Source organism: Bradyrhizobium sp. LjRoot220 (assembly GCF_964252915.1).
In the GTDB taxonomy this organism is placed as follows: Bacteria; Pseudomonadota; Alphaproteobacteria; order Rhizobiales; family Xanthobacteraceae; genus Bradyrhizobium.
In genome coordinates, this window is sequence record NZ_CAXUPS020000004.1 from 15,628 (window position 1) to 37,260 (window position 21,633).

General features: G+C 62.5%; 23 protein-coding genes and 1 tRNA gene. 8 read left to right on the forward strand and 16 right to left on the reverse strand.

All coding sequences use genetic code 11. The features are described from left to right. Positions 1–72: 72 nt before the first annotated feature. The 3 genes from ACSQ84_RS18375 (at position 73) to ACSQ84_RS18385 (ending at position 3,860) form a co-directional block, all read left to right on the forward strand. Positions 73–630 (forward strand): beta-1-3, beta-1-6-glucan biosynthesis protein, encoded by a 558-nt coding sequence (locus ACSQ84_RS18375; RefSeq protein ID WP_436213126.1) that lies wholly within the window; start codon positions 73–75, stop codon positions 628–630. A gap of 189 nt (positions 631–819) precedes the next feature. After that, complete coding sequence (locus ACSQ84_RS18380; RefSeq protein WP_436213127.1) at positions 820–3,636, forward strand: glycosyltransferase; 2,817 nt, start codon at positions 820–822, stop codon at positions 3,634–3,636. A 148-nt stretch (positions 3,637–3,784) separates the two neighbouring features. Beyond that, a tRNA-Lys gene (locus ACSQ84_RS18385) sits at positions 3,785–3,860 on the forward strand. 113 nt (positions 3,861–3,973) lie between these two features. Here the strand turns inward: ACSQ84_RS18385 and ACSQ84_RS18390 are convergent. After that, a complete protein-coding gene (locus tag ACSQ84_RS18390) occupies positions 3,974–4,168 on the reverse strand; it encodes a hypothetical protein (protein ID WP_436213128.1) in 195 nt (64 codons plus the stop codon). A gap of 957 nt (positions 4,169–5,125) precedes the next feature. Here ACSQ84_RS18390 and ACSQ84_RS18395 point away from each other — a divergent pair. Beyond that, the gene (locus ACSQ84_RS18395) at positions 5,126–5,443 is read left to right on the forward strand and encodes an antibiotic biosynthesis monooxygenase family protein (protein ID WP_436213129.1); all 318 of its coding nucleotides are present in this window, start codon (positions 5,126–5,128) and stop codon (positions 5,441–5,443) included. Between the two features lie 167 nt (positions 5,444–5,610). Here ACSQ84_RS18395 and ACSQ84_RS18400 read toward each other — a convergent pair whose 3' ends face one another. From ACSQ84_RS18400 to phnG, 10 genes are all read right to left on the reverse strand, one after another. Further along, positions 5,611–5,781, reverse strand: a complete 171-nt coding sequence (locus ACSQ84_RS18400; protein ID WP_436213130.1) for a hypothetical protein — start codon at positions 5,779–5,781, stop codon at positions 5,611–5,613. Positions 5,782–6,309: 528 nt separating this feature from the next. Next, positions 6,310–6,921, reverse strand: coding sequence for a pyridoxamine 5'-phosphate oxidase family protein (locus ACSQ84_RS18405; RefSeq protein WP_436213131.1), 612 nt, complete (start codon positions 6,919–6,921; stop codon positions 6,310–6,312). A 73-nt stretch (positions 6,922–6,994) separates the two neighbouring features. Continuing rightward, a complete protein-coding gene (phnN, locus tag ACSQ84_RS18410; RefSeq protein ID WP_436213132.1) occupies positions 6,995–7,585 on the reverse strand; it encodes a phosphonate metabolism protein/1,5-bisphosphokinase (PRPP-forming) PhnN in 591 nt (196 codons plus the stop codon). Next, complete coding sequence (locus ACSQ84_RS18415; RefSeq protein WP_436213133.1) at positions 7,582–8,739, reverse strand: alpha-D-ribose 1-methylphosphonate 5-triphosphate diphosphatase; 1,158 nt, start codon at positions 8,737–8,739, stop codon at positions 7,582–7,584. The genes phnN and ACSQ84_RS18415 overlap by 4 nt, the downstream gene beginning before the upstream one ends. A gap of 14 nt (positions 8,740–8,753) precedes the next feature. Then, entirely contained in the window at positions 8,754–9,452 is a 699-nt protein-coding gene (gene phnL / locus ACSQ84_RS18420; RefSeq protein ID WP_436213134.1) for a phosphonate C-P lyase system protein PhnL, read from the reverse strand. An 8-nt stretch (positions 9,453–9,460) separates the two neighbouring features. Continuing rightward, entirely contained in the window at positions 9,461–10,252 is a 792-nt protein-coding gene (gene phnK / locus ACSQ84_RS18425) for a phosphonate C-P lyase system protein PhnK (RefSeq protein WP_436213135.1), read from the reverse strand. After that, positions 10,245–11,129, reverse strand: a complete 885-nt coding sequence (locus tag ACSQ84_RS18430) for an alpha-D-ribose 1-methylphosphonate 5-phosphate C-P-lyase PhnJ (protein WP_436213136.1) — start codon at positions 11,127–11,129, stop codon at positions 10,245–10,247. The genes phnK and ACSQ84_RS18430 overlap by 8 nt, the downstream gene beginning before the upstream one ends. Continuing rightward, complete coding sequence (locus ACSQ84_RS18435; protein ID WP_436213137.1) at positions 11,126–12,229, reverse strand: carbon-phosphorus lyase complex subunit PhnI; 1,104 nt, start codon at positions 12,227–12,229, stop codon at positions 11,126–11,128. The genes ACSQ84_RS18430 and ACSQ84_RS18435 overlap by 4 nt, the downstream gene beginning before the upstream one ends. Before the next feature lie 2 nt (positions 12,230–12,231). Further along, on the reverse strand, positions 12,232–12,840 hold the full coding sequence (gene phnH / locus ACSQ84_RS18440) for a phosphonate C-P lyase system protein PhnH (RefSeq protein WP_436213138.1): 609 nt from the start codon (positions 12,838–12,840) through the stop codon (positions 12,232–12,234). After that, positions 12,840–13,298, reverse strand: coding sequence for a phosphonate C-P lyase system protein PhnG (phnG, locus tag ACSQ84_RS18445; RefSeq protein ID WP_436213139.1), 459 nt, complete (start codon positions 13,296–13,298; stop codon positions 12,840–12,842). The genes phnH and phnG overlap by 1 nt, the downstream gene beginning before the upstream one ends. A gap of 119 nt (positions 13,299–13,417) precedes the next feature. Here phnG and phnF point away from each other — a divergent pair, with 119 nt between their 5' ends. Continuing rightward, positions 13,418–14,146 (forward strand): phosphonate metabolism transcriptional regulator PhnF, encoded by a 729-nt coding sequence (gene phnF, locus ACSQ84_RS18450; RefSeq protein ID WP_436213140.1) that lies wholly within the window; start codon positions 13,418–13,420, stop codon positions 14,144–14,146. A 7-nt stretch (positions 14,147–14,153) separates the two neighbouring features. Here the strand turns inward: phnF and phnE (ACSQ84_RS18455) are convergent, their stop codons facing one another. From phnE (ACSQ84_RS18455) to phnC, 5 genes are all read right to left on the reverse strand, one after another. Further along, positions 14,154–15,017, reverse strand: a complete 864-nt coding sequence (gene phnE, locus ACSQ84_RS18455) for a phosphonate ABC transporter, permease protein PhnE (RefSeq protein ID WP_436213141.1) — start codon at positions 15,015–15,017, stop codon at positions 14,154–14,156. Beyond that, positions 15,014–15,898, reverse strand: a complete 885-nt coding sequence (gene phnE, locus ACSQ84_RS18460; protein WP_436213648.1) for a phosphonate ABC transporter, permease protein PhnE — start codon at positions 15,896–15,898, stop codon at positions 15,014–15,016. The genes phnE (ACSQ84_RS18455) and phnE (ACSQ84_RS18460) overlap by 4 nt, the downstream gene beginning before the upstream one ends. Positions 15,899–15,999: 101 nt before the next feature. Continuing rightward, positions 16,000–16,935, reverse strand: a complete 936-nt coding sequence (gene phnD, locus ACSQ84_RS18465) for a phosphonate ABC transporter substrate-binding protein (RefSeq protein ID WP_436213142.1) — start codon at positions 16,933–16,935, stop codon at positions 16,000–16,002. 65 nt (positions 16,936–17,000) lie between these two features. Then, complete coding sequence (gene phnD, locus ACSQ84_RS18470) at positions 17,001–17,939, reverse strand: phosphonate ABC transporter substrate-binding protein (RefSeq protein WP_436213143.1); 939 nt, start codon at positions 17,937–17,939, stop codon at positions 17,001–17,003. Between the two features lie 60 nt (positions 17,940–17,999). Next, positions 18,000–18,815, reverse strand: coding sequence for a phosphonate ABC transporter ATP-binding protein (phnC, locus tag ACSQ84_RS18475; RefSeq protein ID WP_436213144.1), 816 nt, complete (start codon positions 18,813–18,815; stop codon positions 18,000–18,002). Positions 18,816–19,016: 201 nt separating this feature from the next. Here phnC and ACSQ84_RS18480 point away from each other — a divergent pair, with 201 nt between their 5' ends. From ACSQ84_RS18480 to ACSQ84_RS18490, 3 genes are read left to right on the forward strand one after another with little or no spacing between them, the layout of a single operon-like run. After that, positions 19,017–19,685, forward strand: a complete 669-nt coding sequence (locus ACSQ84_RS18480) for a chloramphenicol acetyltransferase (protein WP_436213145.1) — start codon at positions 19,017–19,019, stop codon at positions 19,683–19,685. Continuing rightward, positions 19,682–20,875 carry an alpha-D-ribose 1-methylphosphonate 5-triphosphate diphosphatase gene (locus tag ACSQ84_RS18485; protein WP_436213146.1) on the forward strand — a complete coding sequence of 398 codons (1,194 nt, stop codon included), beginning with the start codon at positions 19,682–19,684 and terminating at the stop codon, positions 20,873–20,875. Before ACSQ84_RS18480 ends, ACSQ84_RS18485 begins: the two co-directional genes overlap by 4 nt. Before the next feature lie 20 nt (positions 20,876–20,895). Continuing rightward, positions 20,896–21,603 carry a DUF1045 domain-containing protein gene (locus ACSQ84_RS18490; RefSeq protein WP_436213147.1) on the forward strand — a complete coding sequence of 236 codons (708 nt, stop codon included), beginning with the start codon at positions 20,896–20,898 and terminating at the stop codon, positions 21,601–21,603. The last annotated feature ends 30 nt before the right edge of the window (positions 21,604–21,633 follow it).

Consider the following 21,633-nt stretch of genomic DNA (forward strand, 5'->3'; position numbering starts at 1 on the left):
GCCAAGCCATCACGGACCGCGGGGAATTGCCCTTTCGGGAATTGCCAGCGCCTGAAACCAGTCGGGGAATGTATGCGTCGAAGTGGGCCTGATCTCAAAAGTGCGGTTTTGCGCCACCTCGCCGTTGCGGGCCTTGCCCTCTTGATGGGATCAAGCGGCGCTTTCGCCCAGAGCGGCACCCCGGCCCCGGACCAGCCCGGCAAGCCGCCGGCTGCCGATCCGACCAAGGAGAATCAGCGGAAAACCGACGAATTCGGCGAGGCTTCGCAGGTCCTCAACGGCCCGGGCGGGAACCCCGAATGTGTCTGGCTCGGCCGGCGGGTGGTCCGCCTGATGTGGCGCGACGATCTTGATACCGCATTCCGGCATCTCGACCTCTACGACCGGTTCGGTTGCCCCGGCGGCCATGTCCAGGCGACGTTCCGCTGCCTGACCCGCTTTGGAGGCCAGATCGACGACAAGGTGCCGCGGAGTCTGGACGACAGGGTTCACGCCTGCTGGGTCAACCCGGCGGCCCAGCCGCAGGCTGCCGTCGCGGCCAGCCCGGCCGCGCCCGCAACCGCCGGCAATGCGGCGCCAGCAGCAGCGCCCTCGCCGGCGCCCAGCGCCAGCCCTACGCCGGCAAAATAACCGCCCGTAACTGCCGGGAACGATTCAAATTTTTCAGCGTTTGAATCGTCCGCGCCCTTAAAACGCCATCGCGTCATACCAGTTGTGAAATTGCGCGGCAGGATTATCCTCATGAAGCCGCCGTGTCGGTCGAACCTTGGGGACGGGTTCGCTTTCCCCCCATGCAGGCCCCGTATGGTTTAGCCGCCGATGCGCGTCGTCGTCGCCGTTCTGCTGTTTGTGACCGCAGCTCATGCTGCCTTGTGGGGTCTTTTCCAGGAAAAGCAGCCAGCACCCGATTTCCGTGGCATTCTGCCTAGCCTGTCCTACACGCCGTTTGAGCCGGGGCACACCGTCGTTGAGGGCGACGCGGAGAAGATTCGCGCCGACGTGAAAAAACTTTCGACGCTGACGCGGGCGATTCGCCTGTACGCGTCGACGGAAGGCAACGAACTGGTGCCGGCAATTGCCGCGGAATTCGGCCTCAAGGTTACGGTGGGCGCCTGGATCGACAAGGACAAGGACCGCAACAAGCGCGAGATCGAGGCGGTCATCACTCTCGCGCGCAAAAACAGCAACGTCATAGGGGTGGTCGTCGGCAACGAAACCATCTACCGGGGCGAACAAATCCCGATCGAGAACCTTGTCTCGCCGCCGGACCTTGAGTCCGAAGGCGCACGCATCCAACGCGAAGAGGCCCAGCGGCTTCAGGAAGCCGAAGCGCAGCCCGAAGACAAGCGGGCCGAAGCGGTGAAATGGACGACGGCGCAAAACAACGTCTTTCGTTTGGGACGGCTGATCCAGCGGATCAAGAAGTCCGTCAACGTTCCCGTGACGACGGGCGAGATCTGGAACATCTGGCGCGACTATCCGCAGCTGGCGAACTCCGCTGACTTCATCGGCGCGCACGTGCTGCCCTATTGGGAAAACTTCACGGACAAGCAGGCGGTTGATCAGGCAGTCGCCATGTACCAGCTGTTGCGCGACCAGTTCCCGGGAAAGCGGATCGTCATTGCCGAATTCGGCTGGCCCAGCGCCGGTTACAATCTGCGAAACGCCGAGCCCGGCACGTTCGAGCAGGCCGCGGTGCTGCGCAATTTCGTCGCACGGGCCGACGCCATCGGCATGGACTACAACATCGTCGAAGCGATCGATAAGCCCTGGAAATTCAACGAAGGCGGCGTCGGACCCTATTGGGGCATTCTGGACGCTTCCGGTGAACCAAAGTTCAGCTGGACCGGCCCGATCGTCAATCCGAACTACTGGAAGCTGGCGCTCATCGCACTGCTGGTCGGCATCCTGCTATCGCTACCGATCCTGCGCCTCGACCGGCCGACGGTCATGCAGACCGTCGTGCTTTCGGCGGCCGCCAACGGCGTCGGCGCCTGGGTCGCCACCGTGTTCGCGTACTGGGACGGGCATTATTTTGTGTTCGGCTCGGCCTTCGCGCTGACGCTGGGCTTGATCCTGCTGGTGCCGCTGGTGCTGATCGCGATGGCGCGGATCGAGGAAATCGCGGCGGTCGCCTTCGGCCGCGGCCCGCGCCGGCTGATCACCAAGAGCGCGCCGCTGGCGCCCGCCACCATCGGCGAGAACGTCGCCTTCCCGAAGGTGTCGATCCACATCCCCGCCTATTTCGAACCGGTCGAGATGCTGAAGCAGACGCTCGATGCGGTGTCGCGGCTCGACTATCCGAACTTCGAATGCGTCTGCATCATCAACAACACGCCCGACCCGGCATTCTGGCAGCCGATCCAGGACCATTGCCGTGCGCTCGGTGAACGCTTCAAGTTCATCAACGCCGAGAAGGTGCAGGGCTTCAAGGCCGGCGCGCTGCGCATCGCGATGGAGCGCACCGCCGCCGACGCCGAAATCATCGGCATCATCGATGCCGACTATGTCGTGCATCCGGACTGGCTGAAAGACCTCGTCCCTGTTTTCGCCGACCCGCGCGTCGGCCTGGTGCAGGCGCCGCAGGAGCATCGCGATGGTGACCTCTCGCTGATGCACTACATCATGAACGGCGAGTATGCCGGATTCTTCGACATCGGCATGGTCCAGCGCAACGAACACAACGCCATCATCGTGCACGGCACGATGTGCCTGATCCGCCGTTCCGCGATGGATATGGCCGGCGGCTGGTCCAGCGACACCATCTGCGAGGATACCGATCTCGGGCTGACCATCCAGCAGCAGGGCTGGCTGACGCACTACACCAACGTCCGCTATGGCGAGGGCCTGCTGCCCGACACCTATGAAGCGTTCAAGAAGCAGCGCCACCGCTGGGCCTATGGCGGCTTCCAGATCGTCAAGAAGCATTGGCGGCGTTTCCTGCCCGGCGCGAGCAGGCTCAGCCCCGATCAACGCCGGGAATTCTCGCTCGGCTGGCTGAACTGGCTCGGCGCCGAGAGCCTCGGCGTGGTGGTTGCGATCCTCAACCTGATCTGGGTGCCGATCGTGGCGTTTGCCGACATCGCCGTTCCCGACAAGATCCTGACGCTGCCGATCATCGGCTCCTTCATCGTCTCGCTGGTGCATTTCATCGCGCTCTACCGCCTGCGGGTGAAGATCAAGGCCGGGCAGATGCTGGGCGCCATGATCGCGGCGATGAGCGTGCAATGGACCGTGTCGCGCGCCGTTGCGCAGGGCCTGATCACCGAGCATCTCGCCTTTGCCCGCACCTCCAAGGGCGGACTGTCGCGGATGTCGATCGAATTCCAGGCGTTCTGGGAGGCCGTGATCGGCGTGCTGCTGCTGATTGGCGCCGCCGTGCTGGTGGTCACCAACGGCTACAAGGAAGTGCGCGAGATCTACATCTTCGCCGGCGTGCTGGTGCTGCAAAGCCTGCCGTTCCTGGCGGCGGTCGCGATCGCGCTCTTGGAGAACTCCCGCATCAATTCGTTCGTGTTCTGGCGCAACAGCGCGCTGCGCACGGCGGAGCTGATCGGGATCCGCCCGGTCAGGCTGCCGACGGTCGCGCGCCCCTCCCAGCCGGTCGCGTCCGAGGTTCGCCGCGAAGCCAATTAAGTGGCGGTGGATCGATCGGCGGCGCCTGCTTGAAGAAGCGGCACTAACCGTAAGCCGAACCTCAGGAATTTGGCTCGCACTCCCCACGATTTTCTCAGCCCGGAGCTATTGACCCGCAGGGGTCCGCCCCCTACACACCGCGTCGAGTGAGCGCGTAGCTCAGGCGGTAGAGCACGTGACTTTTAATCATGGGGTCGTGGGTTCGAGTCCCACCGCGCTCACCAATTTCACCTTGTCCGGCCCGCTCACTTGCTGCCTCTTGAGACGGCCAGGCTTCCACGACACTCGTTAAAAGCGTTCGATGAGGACGCCGAGCGGCTTGAAGGTTGAGCCCGCGCTAGCCCTGCTTGAGGAAGGTCAGGCCACTTACCGTCAGGCGTTCCTCGTCGATTTCGCCGTCCGCCACCAAGCCCTCCAGGTGGGTTTCCAGATCTGGCAATCTGCGCTCGAAGTCCGCGCCGAGGCCCATCAGATCGCAGGCCTTCTTGATCCGCTCGATGGGCTTTTCGAAAACGTCGATCTGAGTGTGCATGGGTCCTTCCCCCCTATTTGCCGCGAACGCGCGAGAAAAGCGTTGGTTCCCGGCGCTGCGTCCCGCACAGAAAAAACCAGGCCCCGACGGGAACTTCTTCCAGGCAACGGCGTTGCTTATTCGAGTGATACGACGAGGGAGAAATCCATCGGAAATATCATCTCAAAAGCCCCGTCAGCTACTTCGGTAACTGGCGGGGTTTTGATTTGAGGGGGCACCGCATTTGCGGCTTGCACGAAAATGGGCTCGCCGGCGTTGCCAGTGAGCCCAGTACAGCCGCGCCAGGCGTTTGGCTGATCGAATCACATTAGCATTTTTGCCGGCTTCTTAGGCGTATCCTCGCAACGCCGTGGCGGACGATCAATCGCTTCAGGACCTCGTTGCTGTCCATCGCCCCGCACAATTACCAGTCGTTGTCCACGTCCCGGAAGCGGCCGAACCGCGCGCATGGCCGACCACATCGTATCGATAGCCATTGACCATCATGCTGGCCCTAACGAAGCCTCCCCCTGTCACACTCCCGCTGGTACTGCTGCCTGTAATAACTCCGTTGTCAACTTGGATCGTCCAGTTGTAATTCGGAATGCAACGGAGAGGCCCGCCTTCTTGGCCTAGACGGCTCCGAAACCCAGCGAGACAAACAGCAGTGGGCCGAACAGCAGTGTCACTTGCGCTTCTTCGGCGCCTGAACCGGCAGATCAAGCACGCCAAAGAGCGCGAGCAGCAGGGCAACTTCTTCCTTTGAACCAACTTTAATCATCGTCATCATCTCCTGTTCGATAGTTAGTCGAACCGAGATTTCGAGCGGTTCAGGGCAACTTGGTTTCACGATTGTTTCAAGCCTGTTTCTTCGCCGGAATTCTGAACCACCGGTTCATGTGCCTGGGTGGTTCGAGGCCGTTTTAAGTCTTTTGGAACGGTTTACCCGGCAGCGGGTTTTTCGCCCGGAGGCCCGACATGCCCAAACCCCAGATCGCCCGCGTTTGGCGCGGCAGGACCAGCCCCGACGTGGCAGACGAGTACGAGGCCTACAATTACGAGGTCGGCGTCAAGCCGCTCATCGAGAAGGCGCTGGCCGTCCAGACGTTCAGGGAAGACCGCGAAAACGAGACGGAGTTTGTCACCATCTCGTATTGGGAAAGCCTGGAATCGATGAGCAGGTTCACTGGCGGAGACCCGACAAAGATTCATCACCTGGAGCGCGACAAGGATTTTCTCATCGAGCTTCCGAAGTCAGTTCAGATTCTGAAGATACGGCATAGCCACGGAATCTAGCGCCGGTCCTGCGGACCGCTCTATTGCGATCAGCAAAAGAGGCCGTCGTGTCGGCGGCCTCTTTCGTCGCCATCGTCAAACAATTTTGTCGGGTTAGATCGGCGGCGGCCGGTTGATCAGGATATCCTTGGGCGCGCCATCCTTCGCCTTACAGTCGGCAAGCGGAATTAGATCTGGTGGGCCTTGGCAATAGCCCGGTCCAGTTGCGCCAGGAACGCCGTGAGGTCGATCTTCTTGGCAGCGTCGAGCGCGCCGGAATGGCCCTTGGCCTTGCCGCCGGAAACGCCCTGAAGATCGTCGATCGTCAGCTCGCGGTTGTCGTTGTGCAAATCAGTCATGGTATTCCCCTGTTGATCTCTACGCGGGATCATTCCCGCCAGTTGTGATCGCAGGATACGCGGGGACCTGATCGTTCGCTGTGACGGTCGTCACACGCAAAACAGGCAGGGATTGGGTGGATGTGGATTATGTCGCGTCGCGAATTCCGCTTACGAAAATGGGCTCACCGGCATGGCCGGCGAGCCCAGGACAGCCGCGCTGCGCGCCGGCTGATCGAATCACATCAGCATTTTTGCCCGTTTGAAAGTCGGCACTGGCCACTACCGGGCTGGCTCCTTGGGTCTGAGGCTTTCTGGGCTTCCGCAAGCGATGACCCGATGAAAACAGTGAGTACAAACGCAGCGGCAACGAGAGCTGAAAAACGAATCATAGAATCCCCCTGATTGAAAAAATGCCAGTCTCCGACGTGTCGGAGACTGGCGATGCGAAGTGTCACGACAATAGTGAGGTTGGTCAAGCCGGGCGTCCTTCCCCAAATGGATGAGGAAAGCGCCCGTGGCCCGTGCGGCGCAGCAATAGCGTCGCCGTCACCACATCGTCTGCCGCGCGCGCTCCGGCCATTCACGGTCGTATTTCTCGCCGCCCACGGTGTGGTCGCTCATCTCTGCCAGGATATCGCCGGGTGTCGGCAAGGTCTTCGGATCGACTCGTTTTTCGGGATTCCAGAGATCGGCGCGGACGATGGCGCGGGCGCACTGAAAATAAATCTCCTCCACCGTCATGACGATCACCGTGCGCGGCGCCTTGCCGTCCATCTTGAACGACGCCAATAGCTCAGGCTCGGCGGAAACATGCGCGCGGCCGTTGACGCGCAGGGTGCTGCCGGAGCCCGGGATCAGGAACAGCAGCGCCACCCGTGGGTCTCGCACGATATTGCGCAGGGAATCGCAGCGGTTGTTGCCGCGGCGATCCGGCATCATCAGCGTCTTTTCATCATGGACGCGCATGAAGCCGGGCAGATCGCCGCGGGGCGAACAATCCAGCCCCTCCGGCCCGCAGGTCGCCAGCGCCGCAAACGGCGATTGATCCATCAACGCCCGGTAGGACGCCGTGACGCGATCGGTGACCTTGACTATCGAGGCGTCACCGGGAAATCCATAGATGGCCTCGAGTTGTTCGATCGTCGTGACAACAGACATTTGCGTCCCCCCGTTCTTCCTCTGACGCGTTTTCCAGACGCGAACCGGTCTCCACTTCGCTTGAAAACGCTATCTACTCGTCCCACTTCTCGCCCTTGATCGCCCGGACCAGCTGGCGCGCGTGAAAATCGGCGCTGCCGGTGTTGACGATGGTGACGTCGGGCGCGGCCTCGTCCACCGTGCGACTGAGCCGGAGTTCAAGCTTGCCGTCGCTGCTGCGGCTGCGCATCGCCAAGCGCTCGGCAAGAACGTTCGGTGGCGCGGTGATCGAGATCACCGTGACGTCGGCATAGGCGCGGCGCATCGCAGCAATGATGGTGCGTGAAACGTTGGCGACCACGGTATGCCCGGCGCGGATTTCGTCGTCGAGGGCGCGTGACAGCGCATAGCGGTGGCCATGCGCTTCCCAGTGCAAGGCGTATTCGTCGCGCGCCAGCGCTGCCTCGAAAGTGCCGAGGCTTACCTCTTCATTGTCCTCGGAGGCCGAGGCCTGCCGCGTGATCACGCGGCGTGGGAATACGATGCTGCCGTGATCGGCGCAGGCCACCTTGGCGAGCCCGAGGAGCGTATCCTTGCCGGCCCCGCTCGGCCCGACCACCAGAATGAGGCGACCCGGCCCGATCGCGTCCGCGAGTCCCGTCAATGTGGTGAGGATGTCCGTCATGCTACACGCTGCCCTTCCCGCCAGACGCTGCGCACCACCGGGATGTCGCGCGCCACATGCACCCGGATCAGATCGGCGCGTTTGCCGATCGCGATTTCACCGCGATCCGAAAGCCCGACCGCTTCCGCCGGCGTCTTGGTGACGGTGCGCACGGCAGAGGCAAGATCGATCGCGGGAACATGCCGCGGCAATTGAAGTGCGGCCATCAAAAGGCTCGAGGGAATGTAATCGGACGACAGGATGTCCAATAACCCCTCGCGGGCGAGATCGACGGCGGCGATGTTGCCGGAATGCGAACCACCGCGCACCACGTTCGGTGCGCCCATCAGGATGCCGATGCCGGCCTGGTGCAAACCACGCGCCGCTTCCATCGTGGTGGGGAACTCCGCGACCGCAATGCGATCACGGACGGCGTCGAGCACGTTTTCCTCGGTGGTGTCGTCATGGCTGGCAAGCGGTATCGCGTATTGATGCGCCAGCGCCACGATCTCGCGCATATTGGTCGCGGCATAGGTCTTCTGGTAGGCAAAGCGCCGCTCGAACAGCACGTCGAGCTCGGCGTCGGTCATGCCGCCGCCCTTGCCGCGGTAATAATCGCGCAGCTTCACTTCATCGCGGAACTGGCGCTGCCCCGGCGTATGGTCCATCAGCGACATCAGCCGTATGTCCGGTCGGTCGATCAGTTCCTTGGCTTCCTCGACGACGCTCGGCATCGGGATTTCACAGCGCAGATGCAGGAAGTGATCGGCGCGCAGCAGGTTTTCCTCACGCGCCGACGTGATCGCCTTCGCGAGGATGCCAGCCCGGCCATCGACGTCCTCGGCGCCGTCCTCGCGCCAGACCCGCAGCGAGTCCAGCACCGTGGTGATGCCCGAAGTGGCCAGTTGACCATCGTAGGACACGACCGCGGCGATCGGATCCCAAAACACCTTTGGGCGCGGCACGTAATGCGCCTCGAGGTGATCGGTGTGCAGTTCGATCAGGCCGGGCATCACGAGGTCGCCGGCGGCGTCCTCGGCTCGCCCGGGGGCGTCGCCTTCGCCGAATTCGGCGATGCGGCCATCGGCAATGGCGACCCAGCCGCGCGCGATCACGCGATCGGCGAGGACGATGCCGGCATTGCCCAAAATGGTTTCGTGCTTCGACGCGCTCATCTCACTTCTCTTCCCTATGCAGCCGAGGCAAACGAGGTCACATCGACGATCCGGTCGGCGATCAAATGGCGTATCTCGTCGTCATGGACGATCGCCACCATCGCCACGCCCTGACGTTTCTTCCCGGCGATCAATTCCACCACGACGGCGCGATTGGCGGCGTCGAGCGAAGCCGTGGGTTCATCCAAGAGGAGGATCGGCAGATCGGAAATGAAGCCGCGCGCGATGTTGACGCGCTGCTGTTCACCGCCCGAGAACGTCGAAGGCGGCAGCGCCCACAGCCGTTCAGGAATGTTGAGCCGGCGCAAAAGGGCTCCGGCCTGTTCGCGCGCCTGCGCGCGGGCAATCCCGTTCACGATCAGGGGTTCAGCGACGACGTCGATGGTCGCCACCCGCGGTACCGCGCGCAAAAACTGGCTGACATAGCCGATCGTAGAACGGCGCACGCTGAGCACCTGCCGCGGCTCGGCGGTGGCGAGATCGATTACGGTGCCCTGATGCCGGATGCCGATGCGGCCGCCGTCGCAGCGGTAATTGCCGAAGATCATCTTCAGGATTGAGGATTTGCCGGCGCCCGAGGGGCCCGACAGCACCACGCATTCACCGGGCGCGACATGAAACGAGACCCCGCGCACCACAGCCAGTTCAACGCCGCCCTGCAGATGCATGGTGAAGGTCTTTTCGGCGTTGCTGATGTCGATCATCGCGGTCATTGGTTGGCTCATGCCGGCAAAATCGAGGAGACGAGCAGTTGGGTGTAGGGTTCGCGGGGGTCGTCGAGCACCTGGTCGGTCAGCCCGGTTTCGATGACCCGGCCGCCCTTCATCACCATCACGCGGTGCGACAGCAGCCGCGCCACCGCAAGGTCGTGGGTGACGACGATGGCCGCGAGGCCGAGCTCACTGACGAGGCTGCGCATCAGGTCGAGCAGCCGCGCCTGCACCGACACGTCGAGGCCGCCGGTCGGCTCGTCCATGAACACCAGCCGTGGCTCGGTGACGAGGTTGCGTGCGATCTGCAACCGTTGCCGCATGCCGCCCGAATAGGTCCGGGGCGCGTCGTCGATGCGGTCGGTATCGATCTCGACGCGCTCCAGCCAGGATGACGCCGTGTCGCGGATGCGGCCGTAGTGATTCCAGCCCACCGCCATCAGCCGTTCGCCGACATTGGCGCCGGCGGAAACCGCCATCCGCAGGCCCTGCGCGGGGTCCTGGTGCACAAAGCCCCAGTCGGTGCGGAACAGGAAGCGCCGCTCGGCTTCGCCCAACGCGGCGAGATCGCGCAGCACGCCGTCGCGCATCCGGTACGAGACGCTGCCCGCACTCGGCGCCAGCTGCGCTGACAGCAATTGCAGCAGCGTCGACTTGCCCGACCCGGACTCGCCGACTACAGCCAGCACCTCGCCGGGATAGAGCGCGAACGACACGTCGCGGCAGGCAACCAGCCGGCCATAATTCTTGCCGAGGTTTTCGGCGACCAGAAGCGGCTGATCGTCGAGGGCTTGCTCAGCCATGCGCCCTCTCCTTGTGCGGTGCCGCGCTTTCGCTGCCGCGATGACCGGCCGACTGGCGGCCTTCGCAGTAATCGGTGTCGGAGCAGACGAACATCCGGCCGCCTCTGTCGTCGGTGACGATTTCATCGAGGTAGGAATCGTCGGCCCCGCACAGCGCGCAAGGCGCATCGAACCGGTAGCGCGTGAACGGATGATCCTCGAAGTCGAGCGATACCACGGTGGTATATGGCGGGATCGCATAGATGCGCTTCTCGCGGCCGGCGCCGAACAATTGCAACGCCGGACAATTGTCCATCTTCGGATTGTCGAATTTCGGCGTCGGCGACGGGTCCATCACGTAGCGCGCGTTGACCTTCACCGGATAGGCGTAGGAGGTCGCGATGTGGCCGAAGCGCGCGATGTCTTCATACAGCTTGACGTGCATCAGGCCATATTCGCCGAGCGCATGCATGCGCCTCGTTTCGGTCTCGCGCGGCTCGAGGAAGCGCAGCGGCTCGGGGATCGGCACCTGATAGACCAGAATTTGCCCGCCATTCAGCGGCGCTTCGGGAATCCGGTGCCGGGTCTGGATCACGGTGGCGTCAGCGGTCGCGGTCGTCGTCGCGACGCCCGCGGTCTTGCCGAAAAACTTGCGGATCGAGATCGCATTGGTGGTGTCGTCGGAGCCCTGGTCGATCACCTTCAACACGTCTTCGGGCCCGAGGATCGCGGCCGTGACCTGCACGCCGCCGGTGCCCCAGCCATAGGGCATTGGCATTTCCCGGCTGGCGAACGGCACTTGATAGCCGGGGATCGCGATCGCCTTGAGGATCGCGCGGCGGATCATTCGTTTGGTCTGCTCATCGAGATAGGCGAAATTATACGTCGGCGCGTTCATTCCGCGGCCTCCTGCATCGGCGGCGCCTCTGTGGCTTCCGTGAACTCCTTGCGCAATTTGCGCAGCAGGCCGAGTTCGGACTGGAAGTCGACGTAATGCGGTAGCTTCAAGTGCTCGACGAAGCCGGTCGCTTGCACATTGTCCGAATGCGACATCACGAACTCCTCGTCCTGGGCGGGTGCGATCACTTCCTCGCCGAGCTCGCGGGCGCGAAGCGTGCGATCGACCAGCGCCATCGACATGGTCTTGCGCTCGCTCTGGCCAAACGCCAGCCCATAGCCGCGCGTAAAACACGGCGCCTCGGTGGCCGAGCCCTTGAACTGGTTGACCATCTGACATTCAGTCATCGCGATGGCGCCGAGCGGCACAGCGAAGCCGACATCCTCGGCCATGAATTCGATCTCGACCTCGCCGAACCGGATTTCGCCGGCAAAGGGATGGTTGCGGCCGTAGCCGCGCTGCGAGGAATAGCCGAGTGCCAGCAGAAAGCCCTCGTCGGCGCGCGCCAGGTTCTGCAGGCGCAGATCGCGATCGGCCGGGAAGCTGAGCGGTTCGCGCGTGAGATCGCCAACCGGCGCCTGTGCATCCACCTCGGGCGAGCGCTCGATCAGGCCGTCACGGCCCAGAATGTCTGTCACGCGCGGCGTCGCCGCGAGCGACGCTTCGCTTGTCTCCGGCGCTTCCGGAGAAAATCCCTCCGCGAGCTGTGGATCGAGCAAGCGATGGGTGTAGTCAAAGGTGGGCCCAAGTATCTGGCCCCCCGGAATATCCTTGAAGGTCGAGGATATTCGCCGCCGCACCTGCATCGCGCCGGTATCGACCGGCTCGGTGGCGCCGAAGCGCGGCAGCGTGGCGCGGAAGGCGCGCACCAGGAAGATCGCCTCGATCATGTCGCCGCGCGCCTGCTTGATTGCGAGGGCCGCGAGTTCTCGATCGTACAGCGAGCCTTCGGTCATGACGCGGTCGACGCCGAGCGAAAGCTGTTCGGAGATCTGGGACAGCGACACCTCGGGAACGTCACGATCACCGCGCCGCTCATGCGCCAGCAGCCGATGGGCGTTCTCGATGGCGCGTTCTCCTCCCTTGACGGCAACGTACATGTCTAGCCTCCTCTCGCGACCAGCCGTGTGGTGCGCGGTATCGCGACAATCGCGTCGTCATGGACCAGCACGACGTCGATGCCGCGCGGAAACAGCGCGGCATTGACGGCGAGCCGTTCGACCAGATCATGCGGCCGGATCGCGGCTTGCAGGAGTGCTGTGCCGTCGATGCCCGGCCCGCGCAGTTCGAGGGCGGGCCCCTGCATCAGGCTCTCGACCTGCAGGATCAGCGTCGTCGAACGATCCGGGTATTCATTGCTGCCGAATGCGAAGCGGTCGAGCGCAGGCAGCTCGCCGGGGCTGCCGATCAAGGCAAAGCTGCTGATCGAGGAATCCGCGATGACAGGCGCGCTGGTGTGGAACTTGAGCCATTTGGCGACATCTGATGTCGCCGACATCCGGCTGTCGAGCCAGATCGGCGTATCATGATCGAACAGCGTCAACGCAATGGCGGCGGTGCCGCGCATCATCGCGGCAGGCGCACCGGCGACGGCGGCAATGCGCTGAACGCTGCCGGGACACGCCAGCGCATCCATGACGGAGCGGAAGGTCGATTGCGCCGACAACACCTTGTCGGCAAACCCCGCGGGCAGTTCGGCAACGGTCGTCATCAGCCCTCTCCCCGCACCAAGGTGTAGAAATCGACCCGCGTCGCCGCCGCCTCGGCGGCCTTGCGGTTCCGCTTTTCCGAGATCGCCGCGCGCAGCGGCGCGATCACCTTTGCCTCGACCAGACCTGCGAATTGATCCGACTGCACCATGGCGTCGCACAGCGCGATCATCCGCGCCTTCTCAGCGTCGCGGCCGAGCGTGTAGCCGAAGCCGACCTCACCGCTCGAAAGCCGCACCGCAGCACGCGACACCGTGGCTTCGCCGAGGTTGAAGGCCGCGCCGTCGCCGCCAATGCGGCCGCGCACCATCACGAGGCCGCTTTCCGGCTCGCGCAGGTTTTCGTGCGCCGGCAGCGCGATCGCCGCCAGCCGGCCCGAAATCTCCGATGGCTCGGAATGCGCGAGCACCGCCATGACCGCCTTGCGCTGCGTCTGCTTGTCGTTCTCGGTTGCCGTCATATCCACCTTGCCGGAATCAAGTTGTCTATGCTAATAGACAACTTCATAACCAAACGCCATGACTGTTTGGTGACAACAGGGTTGTTTTTTCGGATGATCGTTCCGGGTAGTTTCACGCCATGAGCATGCAGGACGCAGCCTCGGGTGTGGCGTTGTGGCGGCAGGTTGCCGACGGGATTGAACGCGGCATTGCCGAGGGCCGCTTCGCCGCGGGCGAAAAGCTGCCGGGCGAGATGGAGATCGCCGAAACCTATCGGGTTAATCGCCATACGGTGCGCCGGGCGCTGGCTATGCTCGCCGAACGCGGGCTGGTGCGCGCCGAGCGCGGCAGCGGAACCTATGTCGAGACCCAGCGCCTCGCCTATCCCTTGCGTTCGCGGACGCGGTTTTCCGAAATCGTCGGCGCCGGCGGCCATGAACCGCGCGGCCTGCTGATCGATGCGTCCGACGATGCCGCAACACGTGAACTGGCGCGGGAACTCGGGCTGAAGACCGGCGCACCCCTGGTCCGGATCGAGTCGGTGCGGCTCGCCGACCGCACGCCAATCTGCGTCAGCACCTCATGGCTCTCCGCCGAACGCTTTCCCGACGCCGGGCGCATCTTCGCCAGTGTGCGCTCGATGACCAAGCTGGTCGCGCATTACGGCATTCGGGATTACCGCCGCGCCTCGACCAGGATCACTGCGGGGATCATCGACGCCACCGACGCCGCGCGGCTGGAACTCGCGCTGGGACGTCCGATCCTTGTGGTCGACAGCACCGACGTCGATCCCGACGGCACGCCAATCGTAACCAAGCACTCGCGCTTTGCCGCCGAACGCGTGGAGTTTCTGGTGGAGGATAGGTGACGTTGAGCTAGTCGCGTACCGCCCCCCGGCCAATGATCGCGAACCGCAGCCGAGCGGAGATAAAATCTATCACCGCAACTGTGATAAGAACCATGATGATCAGGAATGCAACATGATCCCAGTTTTGCTGATTGATCTCGTTCGAAAGGTAAAGGCCGATTCCCCCCGCACCGACAATGCCGATCACGGTCGCGGAGCGCGTGTTTGATTCAAAGTAATAGAGCACCTGGCTCAGGATGACCGGGAGCACCTGAGGAACCACGCCAAATCGAATTTGATGAAGCGCAGATCCTCCGGTCGAGGTCACACCGTCGACCGGCTTGGTGTCGGCGGTCTCAATCGCCTCGGAAAACAGTTTGCCGAACGACCCTATGTCAGACATCGCGACTGCCAAAATGCCGGCGAATGGCCCGAGCCCGACCACATTGATGAAGATCAGTGCCCAGATCAGCGTATCGACACCGCGTATCGTATCGAGAACGCGGCGCGACAGGAAATGCAGGATACGCTGACCGACCACATTCTTGGCGGCGATGAAAGCAAGCGGAAACGAGATGACCGCTGCCAGCAGCGTACCCAGAAAGGCGATGGCGAGGGTTTCAGCGAGACCCTTGAGGTAAAGATGCAGCAAGCTGCCCGGACTTGGAGGAAACATCAAGCCGATGATGACGCCTAGACGGCTTATTCCGGTTACCAATTTTTCGAACGAGAAGCCCAGCCACACCATGCCGAACACGAACAATCCGACGAGGGCAACGGCGACCGTCACCACCTGCATTCGCTTCAACGGCGACGGCCTGAAAATGTCGGGATAGGCCTGCGCCAGGCGAGCCCGGTCAGCCCCGGCGAGCGACGACGGTTGCGACATCATCGATGTCCCTCAATTCCGAGAAGTCGGTGGCGCAAGCGCTCGGTGAGGAGATCGATAACAATCACTGTCGCAATGATCATCAACAGAATTGCGCTGACGTCCGAGTAATAGAACTGGCGGATTGATCCCAGCAACTCCTTGCCGATTCCTCCGGCCCCCACAAAGCCCATCACGGATGCGCCGCGTACGTTTATTTCGAAGCGCAGCAACGTATAACTTACAAAATTAGACAGGATCTGGGGCACGACGGCAAAACGGATTTGTTGCACCCAACTCGATCCGGTCGCGCGGACACCATCGACGGGCTTCATATCGATGTTTTCGGTAACTTCGGCGAACTGCTTGCCGAGCGCCCCGGCCGTGTGAATGGCGATGGCCAGGACTCCGGGTACCGGACCGAGCCCTAGGGCGTAAACAAACAATAGTGCGAAAACGATCTCCGGCACCGTGCGGCAAAATTCAAGCAAACGCCGCACCAAACTGCGAACGAAAACATTCGCGATCAGGTTTGCGCTCGCAAAGAAGCAAAGAACAAAGCCAATCGATGCGCCGAGAAAGGTTCCGACGTAGGCGACAAGAAGCGTTTCAGCCAACAGCCGGAGCCAGCCGTCCCAATTCCAGAACCATTCGGCGAAGTCGGTACCGAGATGCGCAAGTCGCAGCTTCGGCAGGATGTCGTAGAGATAGCTCCAGAACCTTGGAAGCCCTTCGACAAATTTGCGCAGATCGACCTCGCCGCCCCAGGCAGCCAGCGCGGTGCACACGGCAAGGGCCAACGCGAAAAGCAGGGTCCGACGGCGCTTTGCGCCGACAGCCGCACTGTATTGGCCGAGGAGCGCCGCGACCTGCTGGTCGCCAAGACGATGAAGGTGACTAGTCAAAATATTGTCCTGCCCCACTCGCGCGTGGGACGATGGTGAGCGAACAAACGCGATGATGACGGCAGCGGGCGGCAATCAAGCCCGCAGCCGTCGCCGACCGTTCAGGAGGCCTTCTTCTTCCGCTGTTCGTCGAGCCAGAGGTTCATCTTCACCGACTCTTCGTAGTCTTTCGCGGTCACCTCGACGAAGCCGAGATCCTTGCCGTCCGACAGTTTGGCAAACGCGTCTTTGTCCTTCTGCGGAGCGTCGACGAACGCCTTCGCAATTGCCTTTTTCAGGTCGACGGGCATGTCGGCCAGATAGGCGAACGGCGAACCCGGCAGTAGCGGCGATTTCCAGGCGATGCGGAAATCTTCCTTCTTCATCAGGGTGCCGTCCGTTCTTTTCACCATGCCCTTGTTGAGCATGCGCGTCAGGTTCGAGTCATCCTCCGAGTTCCACCAGTTGACGGCAGCATCGACGGTTCCGGCGGCCAGCGCCAGCACGGCATTCTCATGGCTGCCAGTGGTCTGGCCGACCTTGAAGTACCGGTCGATCGGGAAACCCTGCTGGGTCAGGAAGAAGTTCGGGGCCTTGAAGCCGGACGTCGATTCCACGTCGACGAATCCGAGTGTCGTTCCTTTCAGATCCTCGATCGATTTGTACTTGCTGTCGGCGCGCACATACATGACGGAGTAGTAGCCGATCGATCCGTCGCTGTTCTTGGTTGTGACAAACGGAATGACGTTGCCACCCGATACCGTGTTGGCCCGCGCATACGAGCCAGGTCCATAAAAGCCGACGTGAATTTGCTTGTTCTTCTGGCCCTCGATCACCGCTGTGTAGTCGCTGGCAACCCGCAAGGTCACTTTGACGCCCAGTTCCTTGGACAGGTAATTCACGAACGGGGTATACCGATCGAGGGTACCGGTGGCGTTTTCGGCCGGCACGATGGCGAACACGAGTTCGGGATACTTGTCCTTCCAGGACTGGGCCAAGGCCGGAGTGGTCAGTGTCAGACCGATCGTCAAAGCCAAAAGGCTGCGGCGCGTAATCATCGATTTCTCCCTCTGAAATTCTGCGAAACCATCGGTGGATTTGGTGACAATGGAACGACGCGCGGTCAGTTACCCCGGTGCTTTCGCTGCTGGTCCAACCAAAGATTCATCTTCACGGATTCGACGTAGTCTTCCTTGGAAACCCGGGCAAAATTCTCAACCTTGCCGTCGGTCAGGGCGTCGAACGCGGCCTTGTTCTTCTTCGGGGCATCGACGAATGCCTGGATAATTGCGGCCTTCAGGTCGTCAGGCATGTCGGCAAGGAGCGCGAAGGGGGAGCCCGGCAGCAACGGCGACTTCCAGATGATGCGGAAATCCGCTGGGGTCATTGGAGTGCCGTCAGCCTTCTTCAGCATTCCCTTGGTGAGCATACGCCTCAAATTCGAGTCGTCTTCCCCATTCCACCAATTGACGGCGGCATCGACCGTCCCGCCCGCAAGCGCGAATATCGCGTTCTCGTGGCTGCCGGTTGTCTGCGCCAGCTTGAAGTGTTTTTCGACGGGAAAGCCCTGGTCGGCCAGAAAAAACGTCGGCGCCTTGAACCCGGATGTGGATTCGACATCCACCAGCCCGAGGACTTTTCCCTTGAGGTCTCCGACCGACTTGTACTCACTTTCGGCACGCACATACATCACCGAATAGTATCCGATCACCCCGCCGGAATTGCGCAGCGTCACGAAGGGGACGACGTTTCCATTGGACACGGCGTTGGCGCGTGCATAGGAACCGGGACCATATTGTCCGATGTGAATCTGGCGGTTCTTCTGGCCCTCGATGACCGCGGTGTAGTCATTGGCAACCCGCAGGGTCACCTTGACGCCGAGTTGCTGGGTCAAATAGTCGGCAAAGGGTCCGACACGGGCCAGAACACCGGTGGCATTTTCCGCCGGCACAAGCGCCATTACCAGTTCGGGATACTTGGCTTTCCAGTCCTGTGCGGACGCGGCAGAGCCAGCAAAGGCCCAGACCGAAGCTATGGCAAGAACGAGGCGGCGACTGATCATGACTTTCCCTGTCTCCTTGCAGCGAAACAGGCCGATTGCCGGCTTGTAACGATGCGGTACTCAAGCCGCAGCGGCGGTACCGAGCGCCGGAACGGTTGAATCGTCGGGCGCATGAACCGGCGCCCCGCCCATCACCTCGTTGGCTTCGAGGTCGTACAGCTCGCGCGCGATATGATCGGTCAACGCCGCCGGCGCACCATCGAACACGATGCGGCCGGCCGACATGCCGATCAGGCGGTCGCAATAGCTCCGCGCCAGGTCGAGCGAATGCAGATTGCAGATCACCGTGATGCCGAAGTGCCTGTTGATGCGCAGCAGTGCATCCATCACGATTCTTGTGTTGCGCGGATCGAGCGAGGCAATGGGCTCATCCGCTAGGATGACATCCGGTTCCTGCACCAGCGCACGTGCGATGGCGACGCGCTGCTGTTGGCCACCCGAAAGCTGGTCGGCCCGTTGCGCTGCGAGCGAGGCCATATCGAACTGCTCCAGCGCCGACATCGCCAGCGCCTTGTCCTCTTCAGGCCAAAGCTGGGTCAGCGACCGCCACGATGGAACGTCGGAGAGTCTTCCCATCAGCACGTTGGTCAGCACATCGAGCCGGCCGACCAGATTAAATTGCTGAAAGATCATCGCCGAGCGGGCGCGCCACTGTCGCAGATCCCTGCCGCGAAGCGCTGTGACATCGACGCCGTCGTAAAGGATACGTCCCTCGGATGGCTCAGCGAGGCGGTTGATCATCCGCAGCAGTGTCGATTTGCCGGCGCCGGAGCGGCCAATCACGCCGACGAAGCCGCCGGGCGCGATCGAGAACGAGGCATTATCCACCGCGGCTTTTGTGCCGAAACGACACGTCAGACCTTCCACCACCAGCATGCAATGCTCCAGAATCCCAGTCTTGACCGCACTCTTGGCTCATCGCTAACGATTGGATATTTCAGTTGTGTGACAATCGCGCTGCAGTGCGGTGATCGTCCACACCCGCGATCTCGGTCACGCAGCCGTCATGAAGATGTCATCATGCCCGTCGATGACGTGCCGCTGTGACGCCACCCTTGGTCGCGGAGAGACGCCCGTATGGCCGGCCAGATGCTTTCAACCGACCCGACCGTCGATCCAACGGCGAAATTGTACGACACAGAACTCGGCGCCTATTGCGAAGTCGGCCCGCGCACGATCCTGCATGAAGTGTCGATGGACGACTATTCCTATGTCGTCAACGACGCCCAGATCACCTACACTTCAATCGGCAAATTCTGCTCCATCGCAGCGATGACCAGGATCAATCCGGGCAACCATCCGATGCACCGTGCGACGCAGGCGCACTTCACCTACCGCGCCAGCGCCTATTTTCCAGGCGAGAGCGACGATGCCGAGTTCTTCGAATGGCGGCGCGCCCATTACATCCATATCGGCCATGACGTCTGGATCGGGCACGGCGCAATCATCCTGCCCGGTCGCAACGTCGGTACCGGCGCGGTGATTGCCGCCGGCGCGATCGTGACCAAGGACGTTCCGGCCTACACCATCGTTGCCGGCAATCCGGCGCGCGCGATCAAACGGCGGTTTTCGGAAGCGGTCGCCGGCCGGCTCGCCGAGCTCGCCTGGTGGAATTGGGACCACGAGATGCTGCGCAGCGCCCTGCCCGATTTCCGCAAGCTGGCAGTCGAGGATTTTCTAGCCAAATACGAAACAAGCGCGGGCTCCGTCCGCGCGCCGATCAGGCATCAGGGTGCGGCATCTTGACTGACATTTTCATCGAAGGCGGCCGGGCCCTGCTCGGGCACGAGATTCACGAAACCTCGCTGCGGATCGCAGGCCGTGACATCAGCGCCGTCGGCACCGAGCAAGGCCGCGCCTCGCTGAGCATCGACGCCGACGGCCTCCTGGTGCTGCCGGGCATTGTCGATCTGCATGGCGATGCGTTCGAGCGGCAGATGATGCCGCGTCCCGGCGTCGATTTCCCGATCGATGTAGCCCTGATCGACAGCGACCGGCAGGCGATCAGCAACGGGATAACCACCGTCTATCACGGCACGACCTGGTCGTGGGAGCCGGGCCTGCGCTCCGGTGCCAACGCCAGGCGCTTGCTGGAGGCGATCGAATCGATGCGGCCGCAACTTTCGGCCGACACCCGTTTTCATCTGCGCCACGAGACTTACAATCTCGACGCCGAGGGCGAGATCATCGAATGGCTGTCGGATGGGCGCATCGACCTGTTCGCGTTCAACGACCACATGGACGGGACGGTCGCCAACCTCGACAAGCCGCAAAAGCGCAGCCGCATGGTCGAACGCACCGGGCTTTCGAACGAGGCGTTCGATTTGCTGGTGGCGCAGACTGTTGCCCGCGCGCATGAGGTGCCGGCGTCGATCGCACGGCTGGCAAAGGCGGCGCGTGACGCCAGCGTGCGTATGCTGTCGCATGACGACGAAAGCCCCGAGATGCGGAAGGCGTTTCGCGCGCAGGGCGTCGACATTGCCGAGTTTCCGGTCAATGAGGAAACCGCGCGCGAGGCCGCTGACGCCGGCGACTTCATCGTGTTCGGTGCCCCCAATGTTGTCCGCGGCGGCAGCCACACCGGCTGGACCAAGGCATCCGACATGATCGCCAAGGGCTTATGCTCGGTGCTGGCGTCGGACTATTACTATCCGGCGCAGCTGTTGGCGGCATTCCGTCTTGCCGCCGACGGCGTGCTGCCGCTCGCCGAGGCGTGGCAGCTGATATCGGCGGCGCCGGCCCGTGCAGCCGGCCTCACCGACCGCGGCCTGCTCGCCGCCGGGCGGCGCGCCGACATCATTCTGGTCGACGACAAGCTGCCGCTGCGGCCGCGCATCGTGGCCGTCATAACCGCCGGGCGTCTGGTGCATCTGGTCGAGGCTCAACGCCTGCGCAATTCTTCGACCGTGTCGCGCAGCGCGGTTGCAGCCGCCTGAGACGGCCCTATCCTGTGCCGATGTCGAATTACCCGCGTTACGCGATCTACTACGTCCCCGCGCCGGCAAGCGATCTCCATCGCTTCGGCGCGGCAATGCTTGGCTACGATGCCGCCAGCGGTGACGACGTGCCGTTTCCAGCAGGCGTTGTTCGCGCCGAGCCCGACTGGCAGGACCTGACCAGCGATCCCCGCAAATACGGCTTTCATGCCACGCTGAAGGCGCCGTTCTCGCTGGCACCATGCAGAACCGAGACTGAACTCCTCGCGGCATGTGCCGCATTCGCCGCGACGCCCCGGGCGATACCGGTCATCAGGCCGGTGGTCGGCTCGATCAGTGGCTTCATCGCCGTGATCCCGGCCGATCCACCCGCAGAATTGATCCGGCTTGCGGCCGACTGCGTCAGCGAATTCGATACGTTCCGCGCTCCGCTCACCGAAACGGACCGTGCGCGCCGCAATCCTTCCCGGCTGACATCGGCGCAGCGCGCCTATCTCGACCGCTGGGGTTATCCCTACGTGATGGAAGAGTTTCGTTTCCACATGACGCTAACAGGCCGGCTCGACGCCAACCGGCTGGAGACCGTTATGACGATGCTGAGGGGCAGCTTTTCCACGCTCGGCCTCGAGACCCTCGCGATCGACAGACTCGCGCTATTCCGTCAGGACGCCGCGGATTCCCGTTTCCGGATCGCCAGGCAATACGTCCTCATGCCAGGTCAAGGCTAGACACATCCGCATTTGCGGCGGCGTCAGCGG